Origin of the sequence: Kineosporia sp. R_H_3, from assembly GCF_002198675.1 — a bacterium.
In the GTDB taxonomy this organism is placed as follows: Bacteria; Actinomycetota; Actinomycetes; order Actinomycetales; family Kineosporiaceae; genus R-H-3.
This window is the reverse complement of record NZ_MWLL01000125.1, coordinates 20,138-42,532: the sequence shown is the minus strand read 5'-3', so window position 1 is coordinate 42,532 and position 22,395 is coordinate 20,138. Positions and strand designations below refer to the sequence as shown.

The window sequence follows — 22,395 nt, the reverse complement described above, 5'->3', positions numbered from 1 at the left end:
CCCGGCCGCTACCTCGTCTACGTGCCGGACGGCTCGATGACGGGCTTCTCCTCCGCAGGGGCCTCGGCGGCGGGGGTCTCCTCGCCCTCGGGGGCCGCGGGCGGCCCCGCGGGCCGGGACGCCGCGCGGCGGCGGGTCCTCGTCGCCGGGGCAGGGGTGGTCGCGGTCTCCGACGCGGTGTCGGTGCCGGACGTCTCGGTGGTGCCGGTGGGCTCGTCGTCGAGCGACACGGGGTGCTCCCGTTCGGCCCCGGGTGCAGAGCCACACCCCTCGGCACCGCACGGGGCGGTCGTCTGGTTCGTCACGCCGGGCTCGGCGTGACGGAAGTCGTCACGTATTCGCCGTGTCGATCGCGCTGGCGTCAGTGCGGCGCGGCTCGGTTCAGGCGCCGGCGGCGTTCCTGTCGGCGGTCAGAGGATCGGCCACCGTGCCGTCCGCCTCGTCGAGCGGCCCCTGCGCCAGCCGCGTCATCCGAGGCGGAGACGGCGGCGCGAGGAGGGCCTGCGACCGGAGGGCGGCGAGGACGTCGTCGGGTCGAACGGCAGGTGTGGTGTGCCGTACAACCAGGTTGAGTATCGCACAGGGGGGTGGGGGGACTTGAGCCCCGGCGCGCACGAGCAGGTCCGGCAGCGTGTCGACGACCCCCAGCCGGACCACCGCGCCGCGTGCGTCGAAGGTCCGGTTGCCGTTCTTCGTGAGCCTCGTCACCTCCACGCGGTCGGCCGCGAGGAACGTGACGACCGCCCCGGCGGCCTCCTCGGGGGTCACCCCGGGCAGCTCGACGATCCACTCCGAGGCGACGAGCCGGTCGGCGAGCGCCCCGCCGGCGGTCTCGACGACCTCGACGACGTCCAGGCCGGTGGGCAGCGCCTCGTCGAGCGCGGCGCGCAGGGCGTCCGGCTCGACCTTCGTGCTCAGTGCGATCTCGAGGTACTCGGCCTCGCTCGCCGCCCCGGTCGGGGCCGCTCCCGCGTAGGAGATCTTCGGGTGCGGGTTGAAGCCGGCCGAGTACGCCACCGGGACACCGGCCCGGCGGACGGCCCGCTCGAGCGCGCGCTGGAAGTCCCGGTGGCTGGTGAACCGCAGCCGGCCGCGCTTGGTGAAGCGCAGCCGCAGCCGCTGCACCACGGGGGGCGGCGGCGGTCCGTCAGGGGTTCGAGCCACGAGAGGTCAGCCTAGGGGCGGGCAGGAGCGGCCCGTGCCCCGGGCCGGGGTCAGACCGGGACCGCCTCGACGACGAGGTTGTCGTCGTAGCGGTGGGCGACGGGGTCGAAGCGGCCGCCGCAGGTGATGAGGACGAGCCGGTGCTGGGCGTCCTGGGCGAAGATCGTCGGGTCCTTCGCGAGGTCGGCCTTCTTGATCTGCCGCGTGGAGACGACCCGGTAGCGGACCTTCTGGCCGCCGTCCGTCAGCGTGACGACCTGGTCCTTCTTCGCCCGGGTCAGCTCGGCGAGGATCCCGATGCCGAGGCGGGCGTCGTCGATGTGGCCCGCGATGACGACGTGGCCGAAGGCCTCCCCCGCCTGCGCACCACCGGTCCACCAGCCGACGACGGCCGGGTCGTCCGGGACGACGAGCGAGCCGTCGCTGCGCACGCCCGCCGGGACGACGGGGGCGCCGCGGCCGCTCCACAGCGCGAGGCCGGTCGGGCGGAAGGCGGCCCGGGCGGCGGCGTCACGGCCCTGGGAGGCCTCGGGCACCGGCCCGGACGCGGACGGCGCGGGTACGAGCGTGGACGACGGCCCGACGGACGGTGCGACGACCGGGGCGGCGCTCACGGTGCGGGTCGGCAGGGCCACGCCGCTGTCGGCCGCCGGGGCGCCTGCGGGCGCGAGCAGGACCGCTGCGCCGGTCGCGAGCAGCGTGACGCCGTACCCGCCGACGGCGAGGAGGGCGCGGGACGTGCCGGTCACGGTCGACCCGGCTCAGCGGGCGTGCCGGCTCCCCATGCCGGCCTCGGCCGCCCGGCCGCGGCCGACGCGGGACGCCGCGAGCAGCACCATGCCGACCAGCGCGACGACCGCCGAGCCGGTGGGCGACAGCAGGCCCTGGTCGGCGAACAGGCCGGCGGCCTGGCCGCCGGTGCCGGTCTGGACGCTCGTGGGTGCCGCGGCGCCGACGACCGAGAGGTCGAGCTTCTGGACGACCGCGTCCATCGTGCCCTTGGCCGGGTCGCCGATGGCGAAGACGCGGGTCAGCTTGCCCGCGGGGAGCGAGAGCGACACGGGCTCCAGGATCGCGGGGCCGCCGGTCGTGGGGACGATGTCGACCTTGTACGTCTTCGCCGGGACGTCGAGCCACAGCGACTCGCCGCTCGCGACGTTCCGGAAGGCGGCCTTGCCGTCGATCCGGATGTCGGCCGGCGGTGCGAGCGCGACGTGCGTGACGACGATCCGGGCCTTGCCGCGACCGATCGGCTTCACGTTGTTCGGGAAGACCGTCGCCGCGAGCGTGCCGGACGTGTCGGCGTTCGGGTGGACGACGACGTCGGTGCTCCCACCGGCCTTGACCGTGAACTTCGTGGTGAGCAGCGTCTTGCCGTCCTGCTTGACCTGGAGCTCGTGCGAGCCGGCCTCGAGCTTCAGCGGGCCGACCACCGTCTTGGGGGCGGCGTCGGGGCAGACGTTCTCGCCGTCGACGAAGATGTCGACGGTCTCCTCGACGACCGCGTGGACGACGTAGACCGTGCCCGTGGACCCCGCCGCGCGCGCGGTCGACGCCGCCGCCATCGTCGCACCGGACGCCATGAGCGCCACTGCGACGACTGCCAGCAACCGCCGTACCCAACCGCCCGACATGACACCCTCCGCTTCAGCACTGATCGTCACGAACCCTAGTGCTCGGAGCCCCCGAACGTGGTCGGAAGTGCGCAGCGTAGTCAGTCGTGTCGCGACCGTGCGGGAGGGATTGCGTCGATCACACGGTGCGTGACACTTCTGGGGTTAACCTGTACGCGCGAGCGGAATCGAGGGCCGCACGGGGACAGGTCCTGAGCACGAGAAGAGCTATTCGGACCACGGGGAAGCAGTCAGCTCCGATCTGCACGAGCTGGGTCATCGCCGGGCCAGGAGGATGATCGATGGCACACCGCGACGGCGCTCAGCGCGCCGCCGACACCGTCACCAGCCCGACGGGGGCCACCCCCGCCGAGGCCGGGGCGGTCGACGCCGCCGCGACGGCCGAGGCGCACGACCTGACCGCGACGGGCGGCCCCGCCGTCCCCGTGACGGCGCCGCAGCCGGTCCCCGAGACCGTGCCCCCGTCCGCGGCCGAGGTCGCCGAGGCCGAGCCGACGGGCCGCCGCTCCCGGCTCCCCCGGCCGTCCTCGGCCCGCACCCCGTCCTTCGGGCTCTCGCTCGCCGCGATCCGGCAGCGCAACGCGTCCTCGTCGGAGGGCACCGCCGAGCTGCGCCGGTCGCTGGCCGACAAGGAGGCGCAGACCAACGAGCTCCGGGAGGCGCTCGACGCCCTGCGCCGCACGCTCGACGACACCACTCCCCCGAACCGGCCGGCCGACGAGCCGCCGGCGACCGGCGGGCGACGCCGTCGCGGCCTGCTGCTGCTCGTCGCGGCGCTCGCCGTCGTGGCGCTCGCCGGCACGTTCCTCCTGACCCGCGGGGGCGGCGGAGCGGTCGTCGCCGACCCGTCGCCGACCGCGTCCGCACAGGCCCCGAGCCCCTCGGCGACGGGATCCTCCGCGCCGGTGGCGACGTCGTCCGCGCCCGTCCCGCCGGCCCCCTCGTCGGCACCCGCGCCCGCGGTGTCCACGACCCCGATGCCGTGGCGCGACGGTCCGGTCCTCGTCCCGCCCGGCATCCCGTCGACCGGCCCCGGCATCGACGCGCCCGGCACCGACGTCACCGTCGCGATCGACCGCGACCTCCAGCACATCGACGTCTACGAGCGGGCCGTCTTCTCGGCCGCCCGCCCGAGCGTCTCCCTGGTGCTGCCGGACGTCGCCTCCTGGGGCACGACGCTGACCGGCTTCAAGCCCGTCGTCGAGGACCTCCAGGTCGAGCTCGACGACCGCGCCGTCCGGCCTCGGCAGGAGGCCGGGGGCTGGTTCGCCATCCCGCCCGCCGGCCAGCAGGTCACCCGGGTCGTCCTGCGCTACCGGGTGTCCGGGACGTTCGTGAACCTCAACGGGGCGGGCTCGATCCGCCGGACCATCGGCGTCCCGTCGTTCACCAGCCGGGCGTCGTCCGAGAGCGCCGACCCGGTCGTCATCCGGATCGGCGACCCGCGCGTCCTCAACCTCAACTGCCTCAGCGCGGCCGCCGGCACGACGATCTGCGCCGACCGGGAGGGGACGACGTGGACCGCGAGGCTCCCGTCGGACGCCAGCCCGGTCGCCATCGTCGTCGCGGACGTCGAGCCGCTGCGCTGACCCCTGTCGGCTGACCGGACAGCCGGACGCGCTGCCGTCCGGTCAGCCGGTCAGCCGTCCGGTCAGGCCACCGGGACGCCGGTCGGCGGGGCGACGCTGAGCGGGAGCAGCTGGCGGCCGGTCGGGCCGATCTGGATCTCCGTGCCCATCTGCGGGCAGACCCCGCAGTCGAAGCACGGCGTCCAGCGGCAGTCCTCGACCTCGACACCGGTGACGGCGTCCTGCCAGTCCTCCCAGAGCCAGTCCTTGTCGAGGCCCGAGTCGATGTGGTCCCACGGGAGCACCTCGGTGAACTCGCGCTCGCGCGTGGTGTACCAGCCGAGGTCGACCGGCTCGTCGGCGAGCGCCATCTGGGCGCAGCGCTCCCAGCGCTCGTAGGAGAAGTGCTCGCTCCAGCCGTCGAACCGGCCGCCGTCCTCCCACACCGCGCGGATGACCTTGCCGACGCGCCGGTCGCCGCGCGAGAGCAGGCCCTCGATCGCCCCCGGCTTGCCGTCGTGGTACCGGAAGCCGATCGCCTTGGCGTACTGGCGGTCCGAGCGGATCGCGTCGCGCAGCTTGGCGAGCCGGGCGTCGACGACCTCGTGGTGCTCCTGGGCGGCCCACTGGAACGGGGTGTGCGGCTTCGGCACGAAGCCGCCGATGCTCACGGTGCAGCGGATGTCCCGGCTGCCGGAGACCTCACGCCCGGTCGCGATGACCCGCTTGGCGAGCTCGGCGATCTGCAGGACGTCCTCGTCGGTCTCGGTCGGCAGGCCGCACATGAAGTAGAGCTTCACCTGGCGCCAGCCGTTGCCGTAGGCCGCGGAGACGGTCCGGACGAGGTCGTCCTCGGTGACCATCTTGTTGATGACCTTGCGGATCCGCTCGCTGCCGCCCTCGGGGGCGAACGTGAGACCGGAGCGGCGTCCGTTGCGGGACAGCTCGTTCGCGAGGTCGATGTTGAACGCGTCGACCCGGGTGCTCGGCAGCGAGAGGCCGGTGTTCGTGCCCTCGTAGCGGTCGGCGAGCTGCTTGGCGAGGTCGCCGATCTCGGAGTGGTCGGCGCTCGACAGGCTGAGCAGCCCGACCTCCTCGAAACCCGTTGCGGCCAGGCCCTTCTCGACCATCTGCCCGATCCCCTGCAGGGACCGCTCACGGACCGGTCGGGTGATCATCCCGGCCTGGCAGAACCGGCAGCCGCGGGTGCAGCCGCGGAAGATCTCGACGCTCATCCGCTCGTGGACGCTCTCGGCGAGCGGCACGAGCGGCTGCTTCGGGTACGGCCACTCGTCGAGGTCCATGACGGTGTGCTTGTGCACCCGGTACGGCACGCCAGGCCGGTTCGGCGCGACCCGCTGGATCCGGCCGTCGGGCAGGTAGTCGACGTCGTAGAACCGCGGCACGTAGATGCCGCCGGTGTTCGCCAGCCGCAGGAGCAGCTCCTCGCGCCCGCCCGGGCGGCCCTCGCGCTTCCACGCGGTGATGACGTCGGTCATCGTGAGGACGGCCTGCTCGCCGTCCCCGACGACCGCCGCGTCGAGGAAGTCCGCGATCGGCTCGGGGTTGAACGCCGCGTGCCCGCCGGCCAGGACGATCGGGTGCGACTCGTCGCGGTCCTTCGCGAGCAGCGGGATGCCGGCCAGGTCGAGCGCCGTGAGCATGTTCGTGTAGCCGAGCTCGGTGGAGAACGACATCCCGAGGACGTCGAACGCGCCGACGGGGCGGTGCCCGTCGACGGTGAACTGCGGGACGGCGTTCTCCCGCATGAGCTTCTCCATGTCCGGCCACACCGCGTACGTCCGTTCGGCGAGGGCGTCGGGCCGCTCGTTGAGGACCTCGTACAGGATCATGACGCCCTGGTTGGGCAGCCCGACCTCGTACGCGTCCGGGTACATGAGGGCCCAGCGGACGGTCGCGTCACCGGCGACGTCCCAGTCCTTGACCTGGCTGTTCAGCTCACCGCCGACGTACTGGATCGGCTTGCTCACGAGCGGCAGGAGCAGCTCGAGCCGGTCGAAGACGGACTCGACGGGCATGGTCGTGACGACCCTTCCGGTGGACGGCGATCGGTGACATCGGTGCTCTCGGCGGCCCGCGGCGGCGCTCACCCGCGGACGCCGGAACTGCCGTTCCAGGGTAACCGCCGCGCACGCGCGCGGCGCACCGGTGCCCGATCCCGACCGCCGGCCAGACGTGCCGTACCGGAGGCTTTGCTCTGCCCTCACTTGTGAGGGTGTCCGCGCCACAGGTTCGTCGTCACCTGACGACTCCCCGGTGCGCTCGCCGCGTGTCGCGGAGCAACGACGAAGCTGTGGCGCACGCCCGTCACCGCACCCTCACCTGTGAGGGCAGAGCAGGCGCCGGGCGGGCCCACCCTCACAAGTGAGGGCAGAGCAAACATCGCGGCAGCAGGTCATCGGAGCACGTCACCGAGAGCGGTCAGCCGACGATGCCGCCTGCCCACGCGAAGCAGGCGAGGGCGCCGGTCGCGGTCAGCGTGCGGACGACGTTCCAGGTCACCCAGCGGGTCTCGAAGGCGGCCCGGACGGCGGCCGGGTCGGCGAGCGCGGCCGGCTCCCCCGCCGCGGCGAGCGCGTCGTTGAGGGGCACGTTGACCAGGCCGGTGACGGCGAGCGTCGCGACGTAGAGGGCGAGGCCGGCGGCGGCCCAGGGCAGCGCGGGGCGCCCGGCGGCGGGCAGGTGGAGGGCGACCGCGAGGAGGCCGCCGGCGAGCACGCCGACGAACGGGACGAGGAACCAACCGTTGAGGATCGCGACGTTGACGCGCTGCATCACCTCGACGAACGACCGGTCGTCGACCCGGGCGAGGGCCGGCATCACCGAGACCGCGTAGGCGAACAGCAGCCCGGCGACGAGCCCGGAGCCGACGGCGCAGAAGAGCAGGACGAGCCTGCGAAGGAGGTCCATGCGCCCACTCTGCGCGGCACGGTCGAGACGATCCATGATGCGGCGTCGCAGACGGATACGCATTCGTCTCACACGACCTTCTCCGGGCACGGGTCCGGCACCTACCGTGGACCGCATGGACGCCCTCGAGGCACTGCTCGACGGCCCGCGGGCCCGCCGGGCGGCGGTGCTGCGCGCGCACGTCGACCCGCCGTTCGGGATCCGGGTCGCGGACGGCGCCGCGCTCTGCGTCGTGGCGCTGCTGCGCGGCACGGCCTGGGCCCGGGACGACGACGGCCGCACCCTGCGGGTGGACCCGGGCGGCCTCGTGCTGGCCCGCGGCCCGCGGCCGTGGACCCTCGCCGACACCCCGGACCGGCGTCCGACGACCGTGATCGGGCCGGGCAACGTGAGCACCGACCTGGACGGCGACCCGCTCTGCCACGACCTCGACCTCGGCGTCCGGGCCTGGGGCACCCGGCTCGACGCCGGTGTCGCCATGGTCGTCGGCACGTACGAGACGGCCGGCGACGTCGGCGCGGCGGCGCTCGACGTCCTCCCCCACCTCACCGTGCTGCCGCGCGAGGACTGGGACACCGGCGCCCTGGCCCTGCTCGCGGCCGAGACCGCGCGCGACGCCCCGGGCCAGGACGCCGTCGTCGACCGGCTGCTCGACGTCGTCCTCGTCGCGGGCCTGCGGGCCTGGCTGACACGGCCGGAGTGCGCCGCCCCCGGCTGGTACCGCGGCCGGACGGACCCGGTCGCGGCCCGGGCGTTGCGGCTGCTCCACGACGACCCGGCCGCGCCGTGGACCCTGGAGTCGCTCGCCCGGGCCACGGGGGTGTCCCGGGCGACACTGGCCCGGCGGTTCACCGCCCTCGTCGGCCGCCCGCCGATGGCCTACCTCACCGGCTGGCGGCTCGCGCTCGCGGCCGACCTGCTCGCCGAGCCCGGCGCGACGGTCGCCGCCGTCTCGCGCCGGGTCGGCTACGCGACGCCGTTCGCGTTCAGCGCCGCGTTCAAGCGCGAGCGCGGCGTCAGCCCTACCTCTTCTCGCGCCAGACCCGCTCGAACGGCAGCCGCCACGCGTGCGGCGCGATGAGCTGGTGGATGGCGTTCGGGCCCCATGTACCGGGCGCGTAGGGCTTGACCGGCGGCGGGTCGGTGATGAGCGCCGTCGAGCGGTCCCACAGGCTCTCGATGCCGTCGGCCGTCGTGAAGAGCGTGTGGTCGCCGCGCATCGCGTCGAGGATGAGCCGCTCGTACGCCTCCATGACGTCGCCGGCGCGGTCGGTCTCCTGGGTGGAGAACTGCATCGAGAGCTTCTCGAGCTTCATCCCCGGCCCCGGCCGCTTGCCGTAGAACGACAGCGACACCTTGGACGCGTCGGCGAGGTCGAAGGTCAGGTGGTCCGGCCCGGCCTGCCCGACGCCGGAGTTCGCCGGGAACATCGAGCGCGGCGCCTCCCGGAAGGCGATGGAGATGATCCGCATCCCCTCGGCCATCTTCTTGCCGGTCCGCAGGTAGAACGGGACGCCGGCCCAGCGCCAGTTGTCGAGGGCCACCTTGAGCGCGATGAAGGTCTCGGTGTCGGAGTCCGGTGAGACCCCCTCCTCGCCGCGGTACCCGGTGTACTGGCCGCGGACGACGTCCCGGGTGTCGATCGGCATCATCGAGCGGAAGACCTTGTTCTTCTCCTCGCTGATGGCCCGCGGCTCGAGCGCCGTCGGCGGCTCCATCGCGACGAAGGCGAGCACCTGGAGCAGGTGCGTGACGACCATGTCCTTGTAGGCACCGGTCGCCTCGTAGAACCCGGCCCGGCGGTCGAGCCCGAGGGTCTCGGGGATGTCGATCTGCACGTGGTCGATGAAGTTGCGGTTCCAGATCGGCTCGAACAGCCCGTTCGCGAAGCGGAACGCGAGGATGTTCTGCGCCGCCTCCTTGCCGAGGAAGTGGTCGATGCGGAAGATCTGGCTCTCGTCGAACGTCTCGTGCAGGTGCGTGTTCAGGGCGACGGCGCTCGGCAGGTCGGTGCCGAACGGCTTCTCCATGACGACGCGGGAGCGCTCGACGAGCCCGGCGTCGCGCAGCATCGCGATGACGGCGAGCGCCGCGCGCGGCGGCACGCTGAGGTAGTGCAGCCGGAGCGCGGACTCGCCGAGCTCGGCCTCGGCCTCGGTGACCGCGGCCCGCAGCGCCTCGGGGCCGGCGCCCTGCGGCACGTACGTCAGGCGGGAGGCGAAGTCCTCCCAGGCCCCGGGGTCGAGGCGGCCGCCGCCGAACTCCTCGACGGCCTGCTTGGCGAAGACCCGGAAGCCCTCGACGTCGTAGTCCTCCAGGGAGGTGGCGACGACGCGGACGGCGGGAGCGAGCGCCGACGTGGCGAGCCGGGCGAGCCCGGGCAGCAGCTTGCGTCGGGCGAGGTCGCCGGTCGCTCCGAAGAGGACGACGACGTGCGGGTCGACGTGCTCGCCGTTGGAGTGGTACGGCACGGACCCGGGCGCGGGGTACGAGATCGTCTGCGGACGGTGTTCGGTGGACACCGGATGATCGTGACAGTCCTCTGTTACATCTGCCGCCTCGAACGGGTAGGACACCCAGGGTTCGTCCTCCCACGACCCCGCGCTCATACGCCTGCGACGTCCCCGAACCAGATCTTGATCTCGCGCTCGGCCGCCTCGGGGCAGTCGCTGCGGTGCACGACGTTCTCCGTCTTGCCGTGCCCCCAGTCGTGCCCGAGGTCGCCGCGGATCGTGCCCGGCGGCGCGACCGTGGGGTCGGTCGGCCCGCACAGCGTCATGAGGCCCTCGACGACCCGGACCCCCTCGACGACGGCGACGACGACCGGCCCGGAGGCCATGAACGCTTCGAGCCCGGGGTAGAACGGCTTGTCGACGTGGTCGGCGTAGTGCTCGGCGAGGGTCTCCCGGTCCGCGACGCGCAGGTCGAGGGCGACGATCCGGTAGCCCTTCGCCTCGACCCGGCGCAGGATCTCGCCGACGTGGCCGCGGGCCACGCCGTCGGGCTTGACGACGAGCAGGGTCCGTTCGAGCGTCGCTGCGCCGTCCATGGTCTCCCTCGCAAAAGCGCCGGCGGTGGCCGCGACGGGTCCACGCGGGGTGGACGCCGGCGACCACCGCCAGGCTAGGCGCGGGTCACTGCGGTGCCGGTGCGACCAAGGTCCGGTCGTCCTCCGGCTCCTCGCCGGGGTCACCGTCCGCGGCGCCGTCACCGGGGCCGGCCGCGACCCGGGCGGGCCACCAGAACCGCTCCCCGAGGACGAACGCGAGCGCCGGCACGAGCACCGTCCGCACGAGCAGCGTGTCGAGCAGCACGCCGATGCCGACGATGATGCCGATCTGGGTCAGCGTGATGAGCGGCAGGACACCGAGGACGGCGAAGACGGCGGCGAGCAGGATGCCGGCGCTCGTGATGACGCCACCGGTGACCTTGAGCGCCGAGAGCATGCCGTCGCGGGTCCCCATCGTGCGGGCGTCCTCCCGGGCCCTCGTCACGAGGAAGATGTTGTAGTCGACCCCGAGCGCCACGAGGAACACGAACGCGAGGAGCACGACGCCGCTGTCGAGCGCCGGGAAGCCCAGCACGAGGTCGAACAGGAGCCAGGCGGCGCCGAGGCTCGCGAAGAACGACGCGACGACGGTGAGCATGAGGAGCACGGGGGCGACGAGGCCGCGCAGCAGGAGCACGAGGACGCCCAGGACGAGCAGCAGGATCACCGGGAGGATGAGCCGGCGGTCGTCGGAGTTCGCCGCGTCCAGGTCGACCGTCGCCGCGACGCTGCCGCCGACGACCGCCCCGGCCGGGGCCGGCCCGCCGGGCACCGCGGGCGGCGCGGAGCCGGGGACGTCGGCGAGCGCGGCGCGCAGCGCCTCGACGGCGTCGCGCGCCGCCTCGCTGCCCGGCTCGGCGTCGAGGACGACGTCGACCTGGGCGATGCCGCCCGCGGTCGTGCCGGGCGTCGCGGACGCCACCCCGGGGACCTGCGCCGCGGCGTCGGAGACCTGCTGGGCCGCGGCCGGGGTGGTGAGGACGGCGAGCGGTTGCGTCGTGCCCGCCGGGAAGGCCCTCGCGAGGGTGTCCGCGGCGGCGATCGCCTCGGGCCGCTCCCGGAACAGCTCGCTCTGCGACAGCCCGCTGCGGATCCCGAGCCCGCCGAGCGCGAGCCCCGCGAGCAGCAGCGTCGCCAGTGCCGCGACCGGCACCGGGCGGCGCAGGACGGCGGCACCGAGCCGGCCCCACACCCGGCCCTCGCGGGCGGGGCTGCCGACCCGGGGCACGAACGGCCAGAACAGGAAGCGGCCGAAGAGCACGAGCGCGGCGGGCAGCACGAGCAGCGCGGACGCCATCGCGAGCAGGACGCCGATCGCGCAGGCGACGGCGAGCGCCCGGTTCGTCTCCTGCTCGGAGAGCAGCAGCGTGAGGACGCCGAGCACGACCGTCGACCCGCTCGCGAGGATCGGCTCCGCGGTGCGGCGGACGGCGGTGCGCATGGCGACGAAGCGGTCCTCCTCGCGGCGCAGCTCCTCCCGGTAGCGGGCGATGAGGAGCAGGGCGTAGTCGGTCGCGGCGCCGAAGACGAGGACGCTCGCGATGCCGGTGACGGCGCCCTCGACGAGGTTGATGCCGAGCGCCGGGACGACGACGCCGACGGTCTTGAGGGTGATCTGCTCGGTCGCCGCGACGACGACGAGCGGCACGAACCAGAGGAACGGGCTGCGGTAGGTCACGAGGAGCAGCAGGGCGACGACGCCCGCGGTGACGGCGAGCAGGGTCACGTCGGCGCCGTCGAACACCGCCGAGAGGTCGGCGTTGATCGCCGGGGCCCCGGTCACCTCGGCGACGAGGCCGGCCGGCAGGACGTCCAGCGCCGTGCGCAGGTCGGTGACGTTCTTCGCCGTGGTCACGTCGTCCGCCGTGCTGGACATCGGGACGGCGACGAGGGCGACGGTGCCGTCCGGCGAGACCTGCGCGGGGGCGACCTGCCCGCCGACGGCGAACCGGCCCAGGTCGGGCGCGACGGCGGCGAGGGCGGACCGGTCCGCCTCGGTGAGCGCGGCGCCGTCCGAGCGGCTCACGACGACGACCGCCGGCTCCACCCCGGTGGACGGCAGCTGCTCCTGGAGCTTCTCGACCTGGGTGGACTGCCACTGCGCGGACAGCCCCGTCGACGAGACGGGTGCGGGGTTGTCCGGCGCGGGGAGCCCGAAGACGGCCGCGCCGACGACCACGGCGGCGGCTACGGTGAGCCAGGCGGCGAGCCGGCCCCTGGTGACGGCGGATGCAGCGGACATGGGATGCCCTCGAGGTGTCTCGGCGGTAAACTATCTCGACAGTCGAGAGTTTCGACGAGTGGAGCGATCTCCGCAACTCGAACGACCAGGAGGCGAGGGACGGCGTGGGCGAGCCCGGGTACGGCCCGCGCGGCACCGAGCGCGAACGCCTCGTCGAGGAGGTCGAGGCGCTGCTGCGCCGGGTCACGGTCGAGTCGCAGCGGCTCGGTCACGAGTTCGCGTCGCGGCACGGCCTGCACCCGACGGACTTCGAGGCGCTCGTGCACGTCATGGACGCCGAGGGCGCCGGGGCGCCGCTCACGCCCGGTGAGCTCGCCGCCAAGCTGCGGCTCTCGTCGGGTGCGACGACCGCCGTCGTCGACCGGCTCGAGAAGCAGGGCCACATCCGGCGGGACCGGGACGACGTCGACCGCCGCAAGCTCCACCTGCGCTGGGCCGAGCACGGGATGGCGGTCGCGATGGACTTCTTCGGCCGCCTCGCGCCGCTCCAGGAGGAGGTCATGGGCCCGATGTCCGACGCCGACCTCGCCGTCGTCCGGCGGTTCCTCACGGGCATGGCGGACGGCATCGCCGCCCACCGCCGGGCGCTGGACGACGAACCGGCCCCCTGAGCGGCCCCGGACAGCACCGGGGCGGCAGCGTCAGGGCAGTCGGGCGGGGCTCAGAGCCCCGGGAACCAGATCCCGATCTCACGCGCGGCGGACTCGACCGAGTCGGACCCGTGGACGAGGTTCTGCTGCACGGACGTGCCCCAGTCCCGGCCGAGGTCGCCGCGGATCGTCCCCGGCGGGGCGAGCGTCGGCTCGGTCGAGCCGGCGAGCGACCGGAAGCCCTCGATGACCCGCTGGCCCTCGACGACGGCCGCGACGACGGGGCCGCTGCTCATGAACTCGACGAGGGGCTCGTAGAACGGCTTGCCGATGTGCTCGGCGTAGTGCTGCTCGAGCAGGTCCCGGGTCGCGACGCGCATCTCCAGCGCGACGACGGCGTAGCCCTTGGTCTCGACGCGCCGCAGGACCTCGCCGGTGAGGCCGCGGCGCACGCCGTCCGGCTTGACGAGGACGAGCGTCCGCTCGGTGCTGGCCACGGGATCCTCCACTGCTGCTCGACCGGCGCGGCAGGGGCTGCTCGCGCGGCGTGACGGCACACCCTGCGCCGGCAGCACGAAGCCTAGCCAGGTGGTGACGCTCCGCACGCACTGGGCCTGCCGGGTGACGTCGGTCGGGTGAACCTCGGGGCCCGCGGGCCCGCCGGACGTCGCAGCCCTCAAGACGACGGCTGCCGCGACGACTGTCTCAGGGTGACCGACCCGCACCGAGCACCCGGAGGGACCGCCATGACGCCGCCGGACGACCTGCCGCTCACCCTCGTCCTCACGAGCGTCCTGTCCGCCGCCCTCGACACCTCCGGCGACCGGCACCCGCTGCTCGTCGCCGCGGGCCGGGACCTCGCCCCCGTCGTCCCGCTCCGCCCGCGCCCGGGCACGCCCGGACCGGACCGCCCGCAGGCCGCCTGACCGGTAGCCCCACCCGCCGCACGCACGGATCGGAGGCGCAGTGATCCGCAGGGCAGCGCGGGCGACGCCCGCGGTCGACCCCGCCTCGGACGCCTACGCCCGGGCGACGGGCCGGCTCGTGCCCCTCGCGCCCGCCGTGCTCGGCGCGCTCCTCGCCTCGATGTCACTGGCCCACCTGGCATCCGTGCAGGACGTCGTCGGCAGCTTTCTCGCGCTCGCCTCCGGCACCCTCGGGGTCGCCGTCTGCGTCGCCGCGTTCGTGCTGCGCCGGCGCCGGCCCACCGGGCACCGGGCGCACGCCGTCCTGGCGCTGTGCCTCGTCCTCGCCGCCCTCGACGCGCTCGTCGCGCAGCGCGCCACCGGCGGCCTGGAGCGCTCGGCGGACCTCGTGCTCGTCGTCGCGGGCGGCTGCGCGGTCCTGCTCGACCGGCGCTGGCTCGTCGGGACGCTCGCGCTCCTGCTCGGCATATGGGGGGCGGCGGCGCTCACCGGCCCGGTCGCGACGCTGCCCTACGCCGTCTTCACGATGCTCGTCGCCGGCGCCGGCGGGCTGTCGATGCGCCGGGTCCGGCTCACCGCGCTCGCCGAGGTGGAGGCCCTCGAGACCGAGGTCGAGACCCTGGAGGGCGAGCTCGAGACGCTCGGCGGCCGGGTCGCGGCCCTGGAGACCCGCGCGAGCCTCGCCGTCCTCGACCCGCTCACCGGGCTGCCCGACCGCCGCGGCCTGCAGCTCGTCGGCCAGCACCTCGTGGCCATCGCCCGCCGCGAGGGCGGCGCCGTCGGCTGCACGTTCGTCGGCGTCGACGGGATGGCCGCCGTCCACGCCTGGGGCGGTAGCGAGGGCGTCGACACGCTCGTGCGGCACGTCTGCGGGATCACCCGGTCCGTCGTGCGCGCCACCGACGTCGTCGGGCGCTGGCGCGAGGGGATGCTCGTCGTCGTCACCCACGGCCAGGGCGCCCCGATGGACGTCCTCGAGCAGCGCATCGCGGCCAAGCTCGCGCAGGACTGCCCGATCCCGCCGGAGGTCTGGCCGCGCCGCCTCGTCCTCGGCCGGGCCGTCATGCACCCCTGGGACGACGGCGGGCTCGTCACCCTGCTCACCGCCGCCGAGCGGGACATCCACGCGAACCTGGGCACCCCTGCGCCCGCACCGACCGCCGAGGCCCGCGCCGAGGCCGCCGCGGCGCTCGGCCGGCAGGCCGAGGCGGTCGTCGGCGAAGGGGTCAACCAGGTCGTCGCGCAGGCCTGGCGGACGGTGTCGGCGAAGGCCGCGGCGTCCTGAGCCCGCCCCCGGCTACGGGGCGGGGTGGCTCGCGGCGTACTCGGCGCGCTCGCGCTCGATGCGCGCGCCGACCCGCAGGGCCGTCACCCAGAGGGCGGCGAACACCGCGCCGAGGAAGAACATCGCCGGCACCCAGAACCCGGTCGCGAGGACGGCGGCCTGGAGCACCGAGCCGAGCACGTAGCCCCACGGCCGGCGCAGCAGCCCCGAACCGAGCAGGCAGGCCAGGGCGAGGACGGCGCAGACGACGAGGGCACGGGTGTCGCCACCGGTCGCCGCCGCGCCGTCCGACCGGCGGGCGAGGCCGAACGCGACGAGCCCGGCGAAGAGGACGACGAACGACTCCAGGCCGAGGACGCTCGCCGCGAGGGCCCGCTTGGGTGCACGCACCGGACCTGCCTACCGCACCTTGAACAGGGTGCGCACGTCGGCGGCCATCGTCACCGAGCCGGTCGCGAGCACTCCCCCGCCGACGGCGCCGCCGGCCTCGACGATCCCGATCGCGTCGTCGAGGGCGTCGTCGAGCCGCGGCCGCACGTGCACCCGCTCCTCGCCGAAGATCTCCTCGGCGAGCTCGCCGAGCTCCTCGGCGGGGATCGCGCGCGGCGACGACGACTGGGTGACGACGATCTCGTCGAGGATCGGCTCGAGCGCACCGAGGATGCCGTCGGCGTCCTTCTCCTGGAGCACGCCGACGACGCCGACGAGCTTGGTGAAGGTGAACGCCTCGCGCATCGCGTCGACGAGGACGGCGGCCCCGGCCGGGTTGTGCGCGGCGTCGACGAGCACGGTCGGGCCGCGCCGGACGACCTCGAGCCGGCCCGGCGAGTCGACCCCGGCGAACCCGGCCCGGACGACGTCCCGGTCGAGACCGTCGGGTGCCTGCTCCGAGTCGGCCCCGAGGAACGCCTCGACGGCGGCGAGCGCGCAGGCCGCGTTGTGCGCCTGGTGCTCGCCGTGCAGCGGCAGGTAGACGTCCTCGTAGGTGCCGGCGAGGCCGGAGAGCGTGACGAGCTGGCCGCCGACGGCGACGTCGCGGTGGACGACGCCGAACTCCAGGCCCTCGCGGGCGACCCGGGCGCCGACCTCGCCGGCCCGGCGCAGGAGCGCCTCGGCGGCCTCGACGGGCTGCTGGGCGAGGACGGCGGTCGCGCCCTTCTTGATGATCCCGGCCTTCTCGCCGGCGATCGTCGCGACGTCGTGCCCGAGGAAGCGCTCGTGGTCGACGGCGATCGGCATGACGACCGAGACCTCGCCGTCCGCGACGTTCGTCGCGTCCCACGCACCGCCCATGCCGACCTCGACGACGGCGACGTCGACCGGGGCGTCCGCGAAGGCCGCGTAGGCCATGGCGACGAGCACCTCGAAGAACGTCATCCGCGGCTCGCCGGTCTGCGCCGAGCGCGCGTCGACGACCTCGACGTACGGCAGGACCTCCTCGTAGACCTCGACGAACCGCTCCGGGGAGAGCGGCTCGCCGTCGAGGGCGATCCGCTCCCGGACGTCCGTGAGGTGCGGGCTCACGAACCGCCCCGTCCGCAGGCCGTGCTCGCGGAGCAGCCGCTCGACCATCCGCGTCGTCGACGTCTTGCCGTTCGTCCCCGTGAGGTGGACGACCCGGAACGACCGCTGCGGGTCGCCGAGCATCTCGCAGACGGCGGCGATCCGGTCCAGGCTCGGTACGAGGTCGTGCTCGGGCGCCCGGCCGAGGATCTCGGCGTACGCCTCCTGCGCGGTGCGCGTCACGCGAGCCGCTCCACGACGACGACGAGGGTGTCGCCGGACGCCGCGACCTCGACCTCGCGGGCCAGGGTCTCGCCCGTGACGAGGTCGAGGTGCCGCGCGGCCCACTCCTGCCGGTCGGCCGGGACGGTCAGGCGCAGCCGGATCGCGTCCGAGACGTGCAGCCCGGCCGCCTTACGGGCGTCCTGCACCTCGCGGACGACGTCCCGCGCCCAGCCCTCGGCCGCGAGCTCGTCGTCGACCTCGGTGTCGAGGACGACGAACCCGCCGCCGGGCAGGACCGCCACCGCACGGTGCGCCGAGCCGTCGTCGTCGGCGACGACCGTCTCGAGGGTGTACTCGCCCTCGACGAGCGGCACCCCGCCGCAGACGACCGACCCCGCGTCGTCCGCCGTCCAGTCGCCGGTCTTGCTCGCCCGGATGACGTCCTGCACGCCCTTGCCGAGGCGCGGACCGGCGGCCCGGGCGTTGACGGTGAGCCGCTGCGAGACGCCGACCTGCGCCGCCTCGGGGGCGTCGAGCGCGAGCAGGCGCACCTCCTTGACGTTCACCTCGTCCGCGACGACGGCCGAGAACGACTGCAGCGCAGCCGGTTCCGCGGTGACGACGGTCAGCGAGCGCAGCGGCTGCCGGACCCGCAGCGACTGCGCCTTGCGCAGGCCGAGGGTCGTCGAGGCGACGTCCCGGGCGCGGTCCATCGCCGCGACGAGCGCGTCGTCCGCGGGCAGCGCCGCGGCGTCCGGCCAGTCGGTGAGGTGCACCGACCGCTCCCCCGTGAGCCCGCGCCAGACGTCCTCGGTGACCAGCGGCAGCAGCGGCGCGGCGACCCGGCACGTCGTCTCGAGCACCGTGAACAGGGTGTCGAACGCGTCGGTGTCCTCGCGCCAGAACCGCTCCCGCGAGCGCCGGACGTACCAGTTCGTCAGGACGTCGACGAACTCACGGACGCTCTGGCACGCGCCGGCGATGTCGTAGTCGTCCATCTGCGCGGTCACGGTGCCGACGAGGTCGTGCGTCTTCGCCAGGACGTAGCGGTCGAGCACGTCCGTGGAGTCGGTGCGCCACGTCGCGTCGTAGCCCGCCCCGCCGTTCGCCGAGTTGGCGTAGAGCGCGTAGAAGGACCACACGTTCCACAGCGGGATCATGACCTGCCGGACGCCGTCCCGGATGCCCTGCTCGGTGACGATGAGGTTGCCGCCGCGCAGCACCGGGCTCGACATGAGGAACCAGCGCATGGCGTCGGAGCCGTCGCGGTCGAACACGTCGCGGACGTCCGGGTAGTTCTTCAGGCTCTTGCTCATCTTGCGGCCGTCGTCGCCCAGGAGGATCCCGTGGCTCACGCACGTGGCGAACGCGGGCCGGTCGAACAGCGCCGTCGCGAGCACGTGGAGCGTGTAGAACCAGCCGCGGGTCTGGCCGATGTACTCGACGATGAAGTCGCCCGGGTAGTGGTGCTCGAACCAGTCCGCGTTCTCGAAGGGGTAGTGCACCTGGGCGAACGGCATCGAGCCGGACTCGAACCAGCAGTCGAGCACCTCGGGCACGCGCCGCATCGTCGAGCGGCCCGTCGGGTCGTCCGGGTTCGGCCGCGTCAGGTCGTCGACGAACGGCCGGTGCAGGTCGGTGACCTCCACGCCGAAGTCGCGCTCCAGCTCGGCGAGCGAGCCGTAGACGTCGGTGCGCGGGTACGTCGGGTCGTCGCTGACCCAGACCGGGATCGGGCTGCCCCAGTAGCGGTTGCGGCTGATCGACCAGTCGCGCGCGTTCGCGAGCCACTTGCCGAAGGAGCCGTCCTTGATGTGGTCGGGCACCCAGCGGATCTGCTGGTTGAGCTCGACCATCCGGTCGCGGAACTGCGTCACGCGGACGAACCACGACGAGACCGCCTTGTAGATCAAGGGGTTGTCGCAGCGCCAGCAGTGCGGGTACGGGTGGTCGTAGGTCTCCTGGCGCAGCAGCGAGCCCGCGGCCTTGAGGTCGGCGACGACGAGCTTGTTCGCGTCGAAGACCTGCACGCCGGCGTACGGCGGCACCTCGGCGGTGAACCGGCCCTGGCTGTCCACGGGCACGACCGGCTCGATCCCGGCGGCGTCCGTGACGACCTTGTCCTCCTCGCCGAACGCGGGCGCGATGTGCACGACGCCGGTGCCGTCGTCCGTCGTCACGTAGTCGGCGGGCAGCACCTGGTGCGCGTTCTCGCGGCCGGCGAAGAACGCGAACGGCGGGGTGTACGTCGAGCCGACGAGCGCGGCCCCCTTGAACCGGGCCGTGACCCGGTCGGCGGCGTCGTCCCCGAGCTCGCGCGCGTAGTGGCCCAGGCGGGCCTCGGCGAGGACGTACGTGTCGGGGTCGGCCGGGCGGTCACCGTCCGCGGGGCGGCCGGTGACGACGACGTAGTCGAGGTCCGGGTGGACGGCCATCGCGAGGTTGCTCGGCAGCGTCCACGGCGTCGTCGTCCAGATGAGCGCCTTCGCACCGGCGTACGGGCCGCTCGTCAGCGTGAGGCCGACGGTGACCGCCGGGTCCTGGCGCTGCCGGTAGACGTCGTCCATCCGGGTCTCGGTGTTGCTCAGCGGCGTCTCGCACCGCCAGCAGTACGCCAGCACCCGGAAGCCCTCGTAGACGTAGCCCTTGTCCCACAACGTCTTGAAGGCCCACATGACGGATTCCATGTAGTCCAGGTCGAGCGTCTTGTAGTCGTTCTCGAAGTCCACCCAGCGGGCCTGGCGGTGGACGTACTCCTCCCAGTCCTTGGTGTACTTGAGCACCGAGGACTCGCAGACGGAGTTGAACGCCGCGACGCCCATCGCGTCGATCTCGTTCTTGTGGGTGATGCCGAGCTGCTTCTCCGCCTCGACCTCGGCGGGCAGGCCGTGGCAGTCCCAGCCGAACCGGCGCTCGACGCGGCGGCCGCGCATCGTCTCGTAGCGGGGGACGACGTCCTTGACGTAGCCGGTGAGCAGGTGGCCGTAGTGCGGCAGCCCGTTGGCGAAGGGCGGGCCGTCGTAGAAGACGAACTCGTTCGCGCCGTCCGTGCCCGCCTCGCGCGCCTCGACGCTCGCGACGAACGTGTCGTCGGCGTCCCAGTACGCGCGGACCGACTCCTCCACGCGCGGGAAGCTCGGGCTCGTGGGCACCGCGCCGGGCTTCTCGCCCGCGGCGTGGGTGGCCTTGGGGTACGTCATCGTCGTGCCTTCCGCGTCGCGCTCGTCCGCACCGTCACCGGTGCTCCGTGCGAGGACGACGCGCCCGGACCGGCCGGACGGCACCGCGGTACCACCTCGCTTGCCGCCGTCCCGGCCTCACGACCAGGAGCGGCGACCGCTCGTTCGCCGGCTGACGGGCCGGTTCCGTCCGGTTCTAGTGAGGACGCCTGCCGACCCGCGGGCGGGAGGCGGACGTCCCGTTCTTCCGGAGGCTCGCCGGTGATGGCCGGGTCGACGCCTGTGCGCCCCATGGTAGACGCCGTGCGCGCGTCGTCCGAACCGATATCCCCGCGCGCCGCGGCCCGGTGCCGCTGCCTACCCTGATCCGGTGACCGACACCGCCGAGGGCCGCTCCCACGCCCCCGGCGCCGGCGCACCGGCCCCACGGCGGATGTGGGCGTTCTACATCGGCGGCTTCCTCGGCCCGTTCGGCGGCGCGATGGTCACCCCGATGCTCCCCGAGCTCGCCTCCGGGCTCGACACGTCGCTCTCGACGGCCGCCTGGGCGCTCACCGCCTACCTCATCCCGTTCGCCGGGATCATGCTCGTCTCCGGCACGCTCGCGGAGTCCTGGGGCCGGGCACGGACCGTGCGGGGCGCCTACGTCGTCTACGCCGTCGCCTCGCTCGGCTGCGCGCTCGCCCCGACCGCGGGCCTGTTCCTCGGCGGCCGGGCCCTGCAGGGCGCGGCGAACGCGTTCACGTCCCCGCTGCTCGTCGCGGCGATCTCGGACGCCGTCCCGCGCGAGCGGCTCAGCCGCTCGCTCGGGTGGTACGCGAGCATGCAGGCCGCCGGGCAGGCGTTCGCGCCGCTCGTCGGCGGCGGGGCGGCGGCCTTCGACTACCGCTGGGCGTTCGTCGCGAGCGCGCTCGCCGCGGCCGGGCTGGCGTTCGTGCCGCCGTCGGACGCCGCGCCCGCCGAGCCGGGGGCGGCCGGCACCCTCACCGCCTGGGGCCGCTACAAGGCGCTCGCGAACCGGCCGCTCGCGCTCGCCTGCGCCGTCGCGTTCGGCCTCTACCTGTCGACGACGGGCCTCATGGTGCTCGTCGCGCTCCTCGGCGGCGACCGGTTCGGGCTCGGCCCGGACGCCCGCGGCCTGGTCATCGCGTCCTTCGGCGTCGCGGGGCTGGCCACCGGCCGGGTCCTCGGCCGGCTCGCCGACCGGTTCGGGCTCGGCCGGGCCGGGGTCACCGCCCTGCTCGTCTTCGCCGCGGTCACGGCCGCCGCGGGGGTCGTGCCGGCGGTGTGGATGCTCGTCGCCGCCGTCGCCACGGCGGGTGCGGCGTCGACGGCGGCCCGGGTCGTCGTCAACACCCTCGCCGTGACGAGCACGCCCGAGAACCGGGGTGGCGCGACGTCGATGACGCTGTCGTGGCAGTTCCTCGGGTCGGCGATCGCCCCGCTCGTGCTGCTGCCCGTGTACCACCGGGCGATGTCGGCGTCCCTGACCGTCGCGGCCGCGGGGGCCGTCGCCGCCGCCGTGCTCCTCACCGTCGCCTCGGTGCGCGCGAGACCGTCGGTCTGACCACCTACCCTGACGTCGTGACGAGCCCGACGCCGCCCGTGCGCCATCTCGTGCGGGCCCGCGACCTCGCCGACGCGCGGTACACCGAGCCGCTCACCGTCGACGACCTCGCCGCGGCGGCGCACCTGTCCCGGGCGCACTTCAGCCGGGCCTTCAAGCGTGCCTTCGGGGAGTCGCCGCACGCCTACCTGCTGACCCGCCGGCTCGAGCGGGCGGCGACGCTGCTGCGCAGCACCGACTGGTCCGTCGCCGACATCTGCGTCGCGGTCGGCCTGACGAGCGTCGGGTCGTTCACGACGAGCTTCACGGCGGCGTACGGGCGCACCCCGACCGCGTACCGCGAGTTCTTCCCGCCGGCCGCGGCGCTCGTGCCGATCCCCGGGTGCGTGCTGCGTGCCTACGGACGGCCGGTCCGCGGCCGTCCGGACGACGGGCCCGGGGAGCCGACCGACCCGCCCCGGGACTGAGCACGAACGGAGAAGACCCGGGCCGCCGTCCGCGCCTACGGTCGTCACACACCACGACGACCGAA

The 22,395-nt window shown here is 74.3% G+C and carries 20 protein-coding genes; 7 read left to right on the top strand and 13 right to left on the bottom strand.

Annotated elements, in window-relative coordinates; translation table 11 throughout:
- Window positions 1–17: 17 nt before the first annotated feature.
- The 4 genes from ECOMGDLI_RS34615 to ECOMGDLI_RS12560 all read right to left on the bottom strand — a co-directional run bounded on the left by ECOMGDLI_RS34615 (window position 18) and on the right by ECOMGDLI_RS12560 (window position 2,774).
- Window positions 18–230, bottom strand: a complete 213-nt coding sequence (locus ECOMGDLI_RS34615; RefSeq protein ID WP_088317174.1) for a hypothetical protein — start codon at window positions 228–230, stop codon at window positions 18–20.
- Between the two features lie 151 nt (window positions 231–381).
- Window positions 382–1,164 (bottom strand): TIGR03936 family radical SAM-associated protein, encoded by a 783-nt coding sequence (locus ECOMGDLI_RS12570; protein ID WP_198954800.1) that lies wholly within the window; start codon window positions 1,162–1,164, stop codon window positions 382–384.
- Between the two features lie 50 nt (window positions 1,165–1,214).
- Window positions 1,215–1,913, bottom strand: a complete 699-nt coding sequence (locus ECOMGDLI_RS12565; protein ID WP_088317173.1) for a class F sortase — start codon at window positions 1,911–1,913, stop codon at window positions 1,215–1,217.
- A 12-nt stretch (window positions 1,914–1,925) separates the two neighbouring features.
- On the bottom strand, window positions 1,926–2,774 hold the full coding sequence (locus tag ECOMGDLI_RS12560) for a DUF4397 domain-containing protein (RefSeq protein ID WP_158220991.1): 849 nt from the start codon (window positions 2,772–2,774) through the stop codon (window positions 1,926–1,928).
- A 305-nt stretch (window positions 2,775–3,079) separates the two neighbouring features.
- On the opposite strand from ECOMGDLI_RS12560, the gene ECOMGDLI_RS12555 reads away from it, so the two are divergent.
- Window positions 3,080–4,387 carry a hypothetical protein gene (locus tag ECOMGDLI_RS12555; RefSeq protein WP_088317171.1) on the top strand — a complete coding sequence of 436 codons (1,308 nt, stop codon included), beginning with the start codon at window positions 3,080–3,082 and terminating at the stop codon, window positions 4,385–4,387.
- A gap of 62 nt (window positions 4,388–4,449) precedes the next feature.
- On the opposite strand, the gene ECOMGDLI_RS12550 is transcribed toward ECOMGDLI_RS12555, so the two are convergent.
- Complete coding sequence (locus tag ECOMGDLI_RS12550) at window positions 4,450–6,405, bottom strand: TIGR03960 family B12-binding radical SAM protein (protein WP_088317170.1); 1,956 nt, start codon at window positions 6,403–6,405, stop codon at window positions 4,450–4,452.
- A 403-nt stretch (window positions 6,406–6,808) separates the two neighbouring features.
- Window positions 6,809–7,297: a DUF1772 domain-containing protein gene (locus ECOMGDLI_RS12545; RefSeq protein WP_088317169.1), complete on the bottom strand. Its 489-nt coding sequence runs from the start codon at window positions 7,295–7,297 to the stop codon at window positions 6,809–6,811.
- Between the two features lie 115 nt (window positions 7,298–7,412).
- Here ECOMGDLI_RS12545 and ECOMGDLI_RS12540 point away from each other — a divergent pair, with 115 nt between their 5' ends.
- A complete protein-coding gene (locus ECOMGDLI_RS12540; protein WP_088317178.1) occupies window positions 7,413–8,378 on the top strand; it encodes an AraC family transcriptional regulator in 966 nt (321 codons plus the stop codon).
- Here the strand turns inward: ECOMGDLI_RS12540 and zwf are convergent.
- The 3 genes from zwf to ECOMGDLI_RS12525 form a co-directional block, all read right to left on the bottom strand.
- Window positions 8,320–9,819, bottom strand: a complete 1,500-nt coding sequence (gene zwf / locus ECOMGDLI_RS12535) for a glucose-6-phosphate dehydrogenase (protein ID WP_198954799.1) — start codon at window positions 9,817–9,819, stop codon at window positions 8,320–8,322. The genes ECOMGDLI_RS12540 and zwf overlap by 59 nt on opposite strands.
- Window positions 9,820–9,902: 83 nt before the next feature.
- Entirely contained in the window at window positions 9,903–10,346 is a 444-nt protein-coding gene (ndk, locus tag ECOMGDLI_RS12530; RefSeq protein WP_088317167.1) for a nucleoside-diphosphate kinase, read from the bottom strand.
- An 85-nt stretch (window positions 10,347–10,431) separates the two neighbouring features.
- Window positions 10,432–12,588 (bottom strand): MMPL family transporter, encoded by a 2,157-nt coding sequence (locus tag ECOMGDLI_RS12525; RefSeq protein WP_088317166.1) that lies wholly within the window; start codon window positions 12,586–12,588, stop codon window positions 10,432–10,434.
- Window positions 12,589–12,692: 104 nt separating this feature from the next.
- Here ECOMGDLI_RS12525 and ECOMGDLI_RS12520 point away from each other — a divergent pair, with 104 nt between their 5' ends.
- The gene (locus ECOMGDLI_RS12520) at window positions 12,693–13,199 is read left to right on the top strand and encodes a MarR family winged helix-turn-helix transcriptional regulator (RefSeq protein ID WP_088317165.1); all 507 of its coding nucleotides are present in this window, start codon (window positions 12,693–12,695) and stop codon (window positions 13,197–13,199) included.
- Between the two features lie 50 nt (window positions 13,200–13,249).
- Here ECOMGDLI_RS12520 and ndk (ECOMGDLI_RS12515) read toward each other — a convergent pair whose 3' ends face one another.
- Window positions 13,250–13,675: a nucleoside-diphosphate kinase gene (ndk, locus tag ECOMGDLI_RS12515; protein WP_088317164.1), complete on the bottom strand. Its 426-nt coding sequence runs from the start codon at window positions 13,673–13,675 to the stop codon at window positions 13,250–13,252.
- 249 nt (window positions 13,676–13,924) lie between these two features.
- On the opposite strand from ndk (ECOMGDLI_RS12515), the gene ECOMGDLI_RS12510 reads away from it, so the two are divergent.
- Together ECOMGDLI_RS12510 and ECOMGDLI_RS33810 are read left to right on the top strand one after the other, a co-directional pair.
- Window positions 13,925–14,104 (top strand): hypothetical protein, encoded by a 180-nt coding sequence (locus tag ECOMGDLI_RS12510; RefSeq protein WP_088317163.1) that lies wholly within the window; start codon window positions 13,925–13,927, stop codon window positions 14,102–14,104.
- A 40-nt stretch (window positions 14,105–14,144) separates the two neighbouring features.
- Window positions 14,145–15,389 carry a GGDEF domain-containing protein gene (locus tag ECOMGDLI_RS33810; protein WP_143447678.1) on the top strand — a complete coding sequence of 415 codons (1,245 nt, stop codon included), beginning with the start codon at window positions 14,145–14,147 and terminating at the stop codon, window positions 15,387–15,389.
- 12 nt (window positions 15,390–15,401) lie between these two features.
- On the opposite strand, the gene ECOMGDLI_RS12500 is transcribed toward ECOMGDLI_RS33810, so the two are convergent.
- The 3 genes from ECOMGDLI_RS12500 to ileS are packed head-to-tail and all read right to left on the bottom strand — an operon-like array spanning window position 15,402 to window position 20,317.
- Window positions 15,402–15,779 carry a DUF4233 domain-containing protein gene (locus ECOMGDLI_RS12500; RefSeq protein ID WP_088317162.1) on the bottom strand — a complete coding sequence of 126 codons (378 nt, stop codon included), beginning with the start codon at window positions 15,777–15,779 and terminating at the stop codon, window positions 15,402–15,404.
- A gap of 9 nt (window positions 15,780–15,788) precedes the next feature.
- Complete coding sequence (locus ECOMGDLI_RS12495; protein ID WP_198954798.1) at window positions 15,789–17,135, bottom strand: folylpolyglutamate synthase/dihydrofolate synthase family protein; 1,347 nt, start codon at window positions 17,133–17,135, stop codon at window positions 15,789–15,791.
- A complete protein-coding gene (ileS, locus tag ECOMGDLI_RS12490) occupies window positions 17,132–20,317 on the bottom strand; it encodes an isoleucine--tRNA ligase (protein ID WP_088317176.1) in 3,186 nt (1,061 codons plus the stop codon). Before ileS ends, ECOMGDLI_RS12495 begins: the two co-directional genes overlap by 4 nt.
- 349 nt (window positions 20,318–20,666) lie before the next feature.
- On the opposite strand from ileS, the gene ECOMGDLI_RS12485 reads away from it, so the two are divergent.
- Both ECOMGDLI_RS12485 and ECOMGDLI_RS12480 read left to right on the top strand, forming a co-directional pair.
- Complete coding sequence (locus tag ECOMGDLI_RS12485) at window positions 20,667–21,863, top strand: MFS transporter (protein WP_088317160.1); 1,197 nt, start codon at window positions 20,667–20,669, stop codon at window positions 21,861–21,863.
- 17 nt (window positions 21,864–21,880) lie between these two features.
- The gene (locus tag ECOMGDLI_RS12480; RefSeq protein WP_088317159.1) at window positions 21,881–22,330 is read left to right on the top strand and encodes an AraC family transcriptional regulator; all 450 of its coding nucleotides are present in this window, start codon (window positions 21,881–21,883) and stop codon (window positions 22,328–22,330) included.
- Window positions 22,331–22,395: the final 65 nt, after the last annotated feature.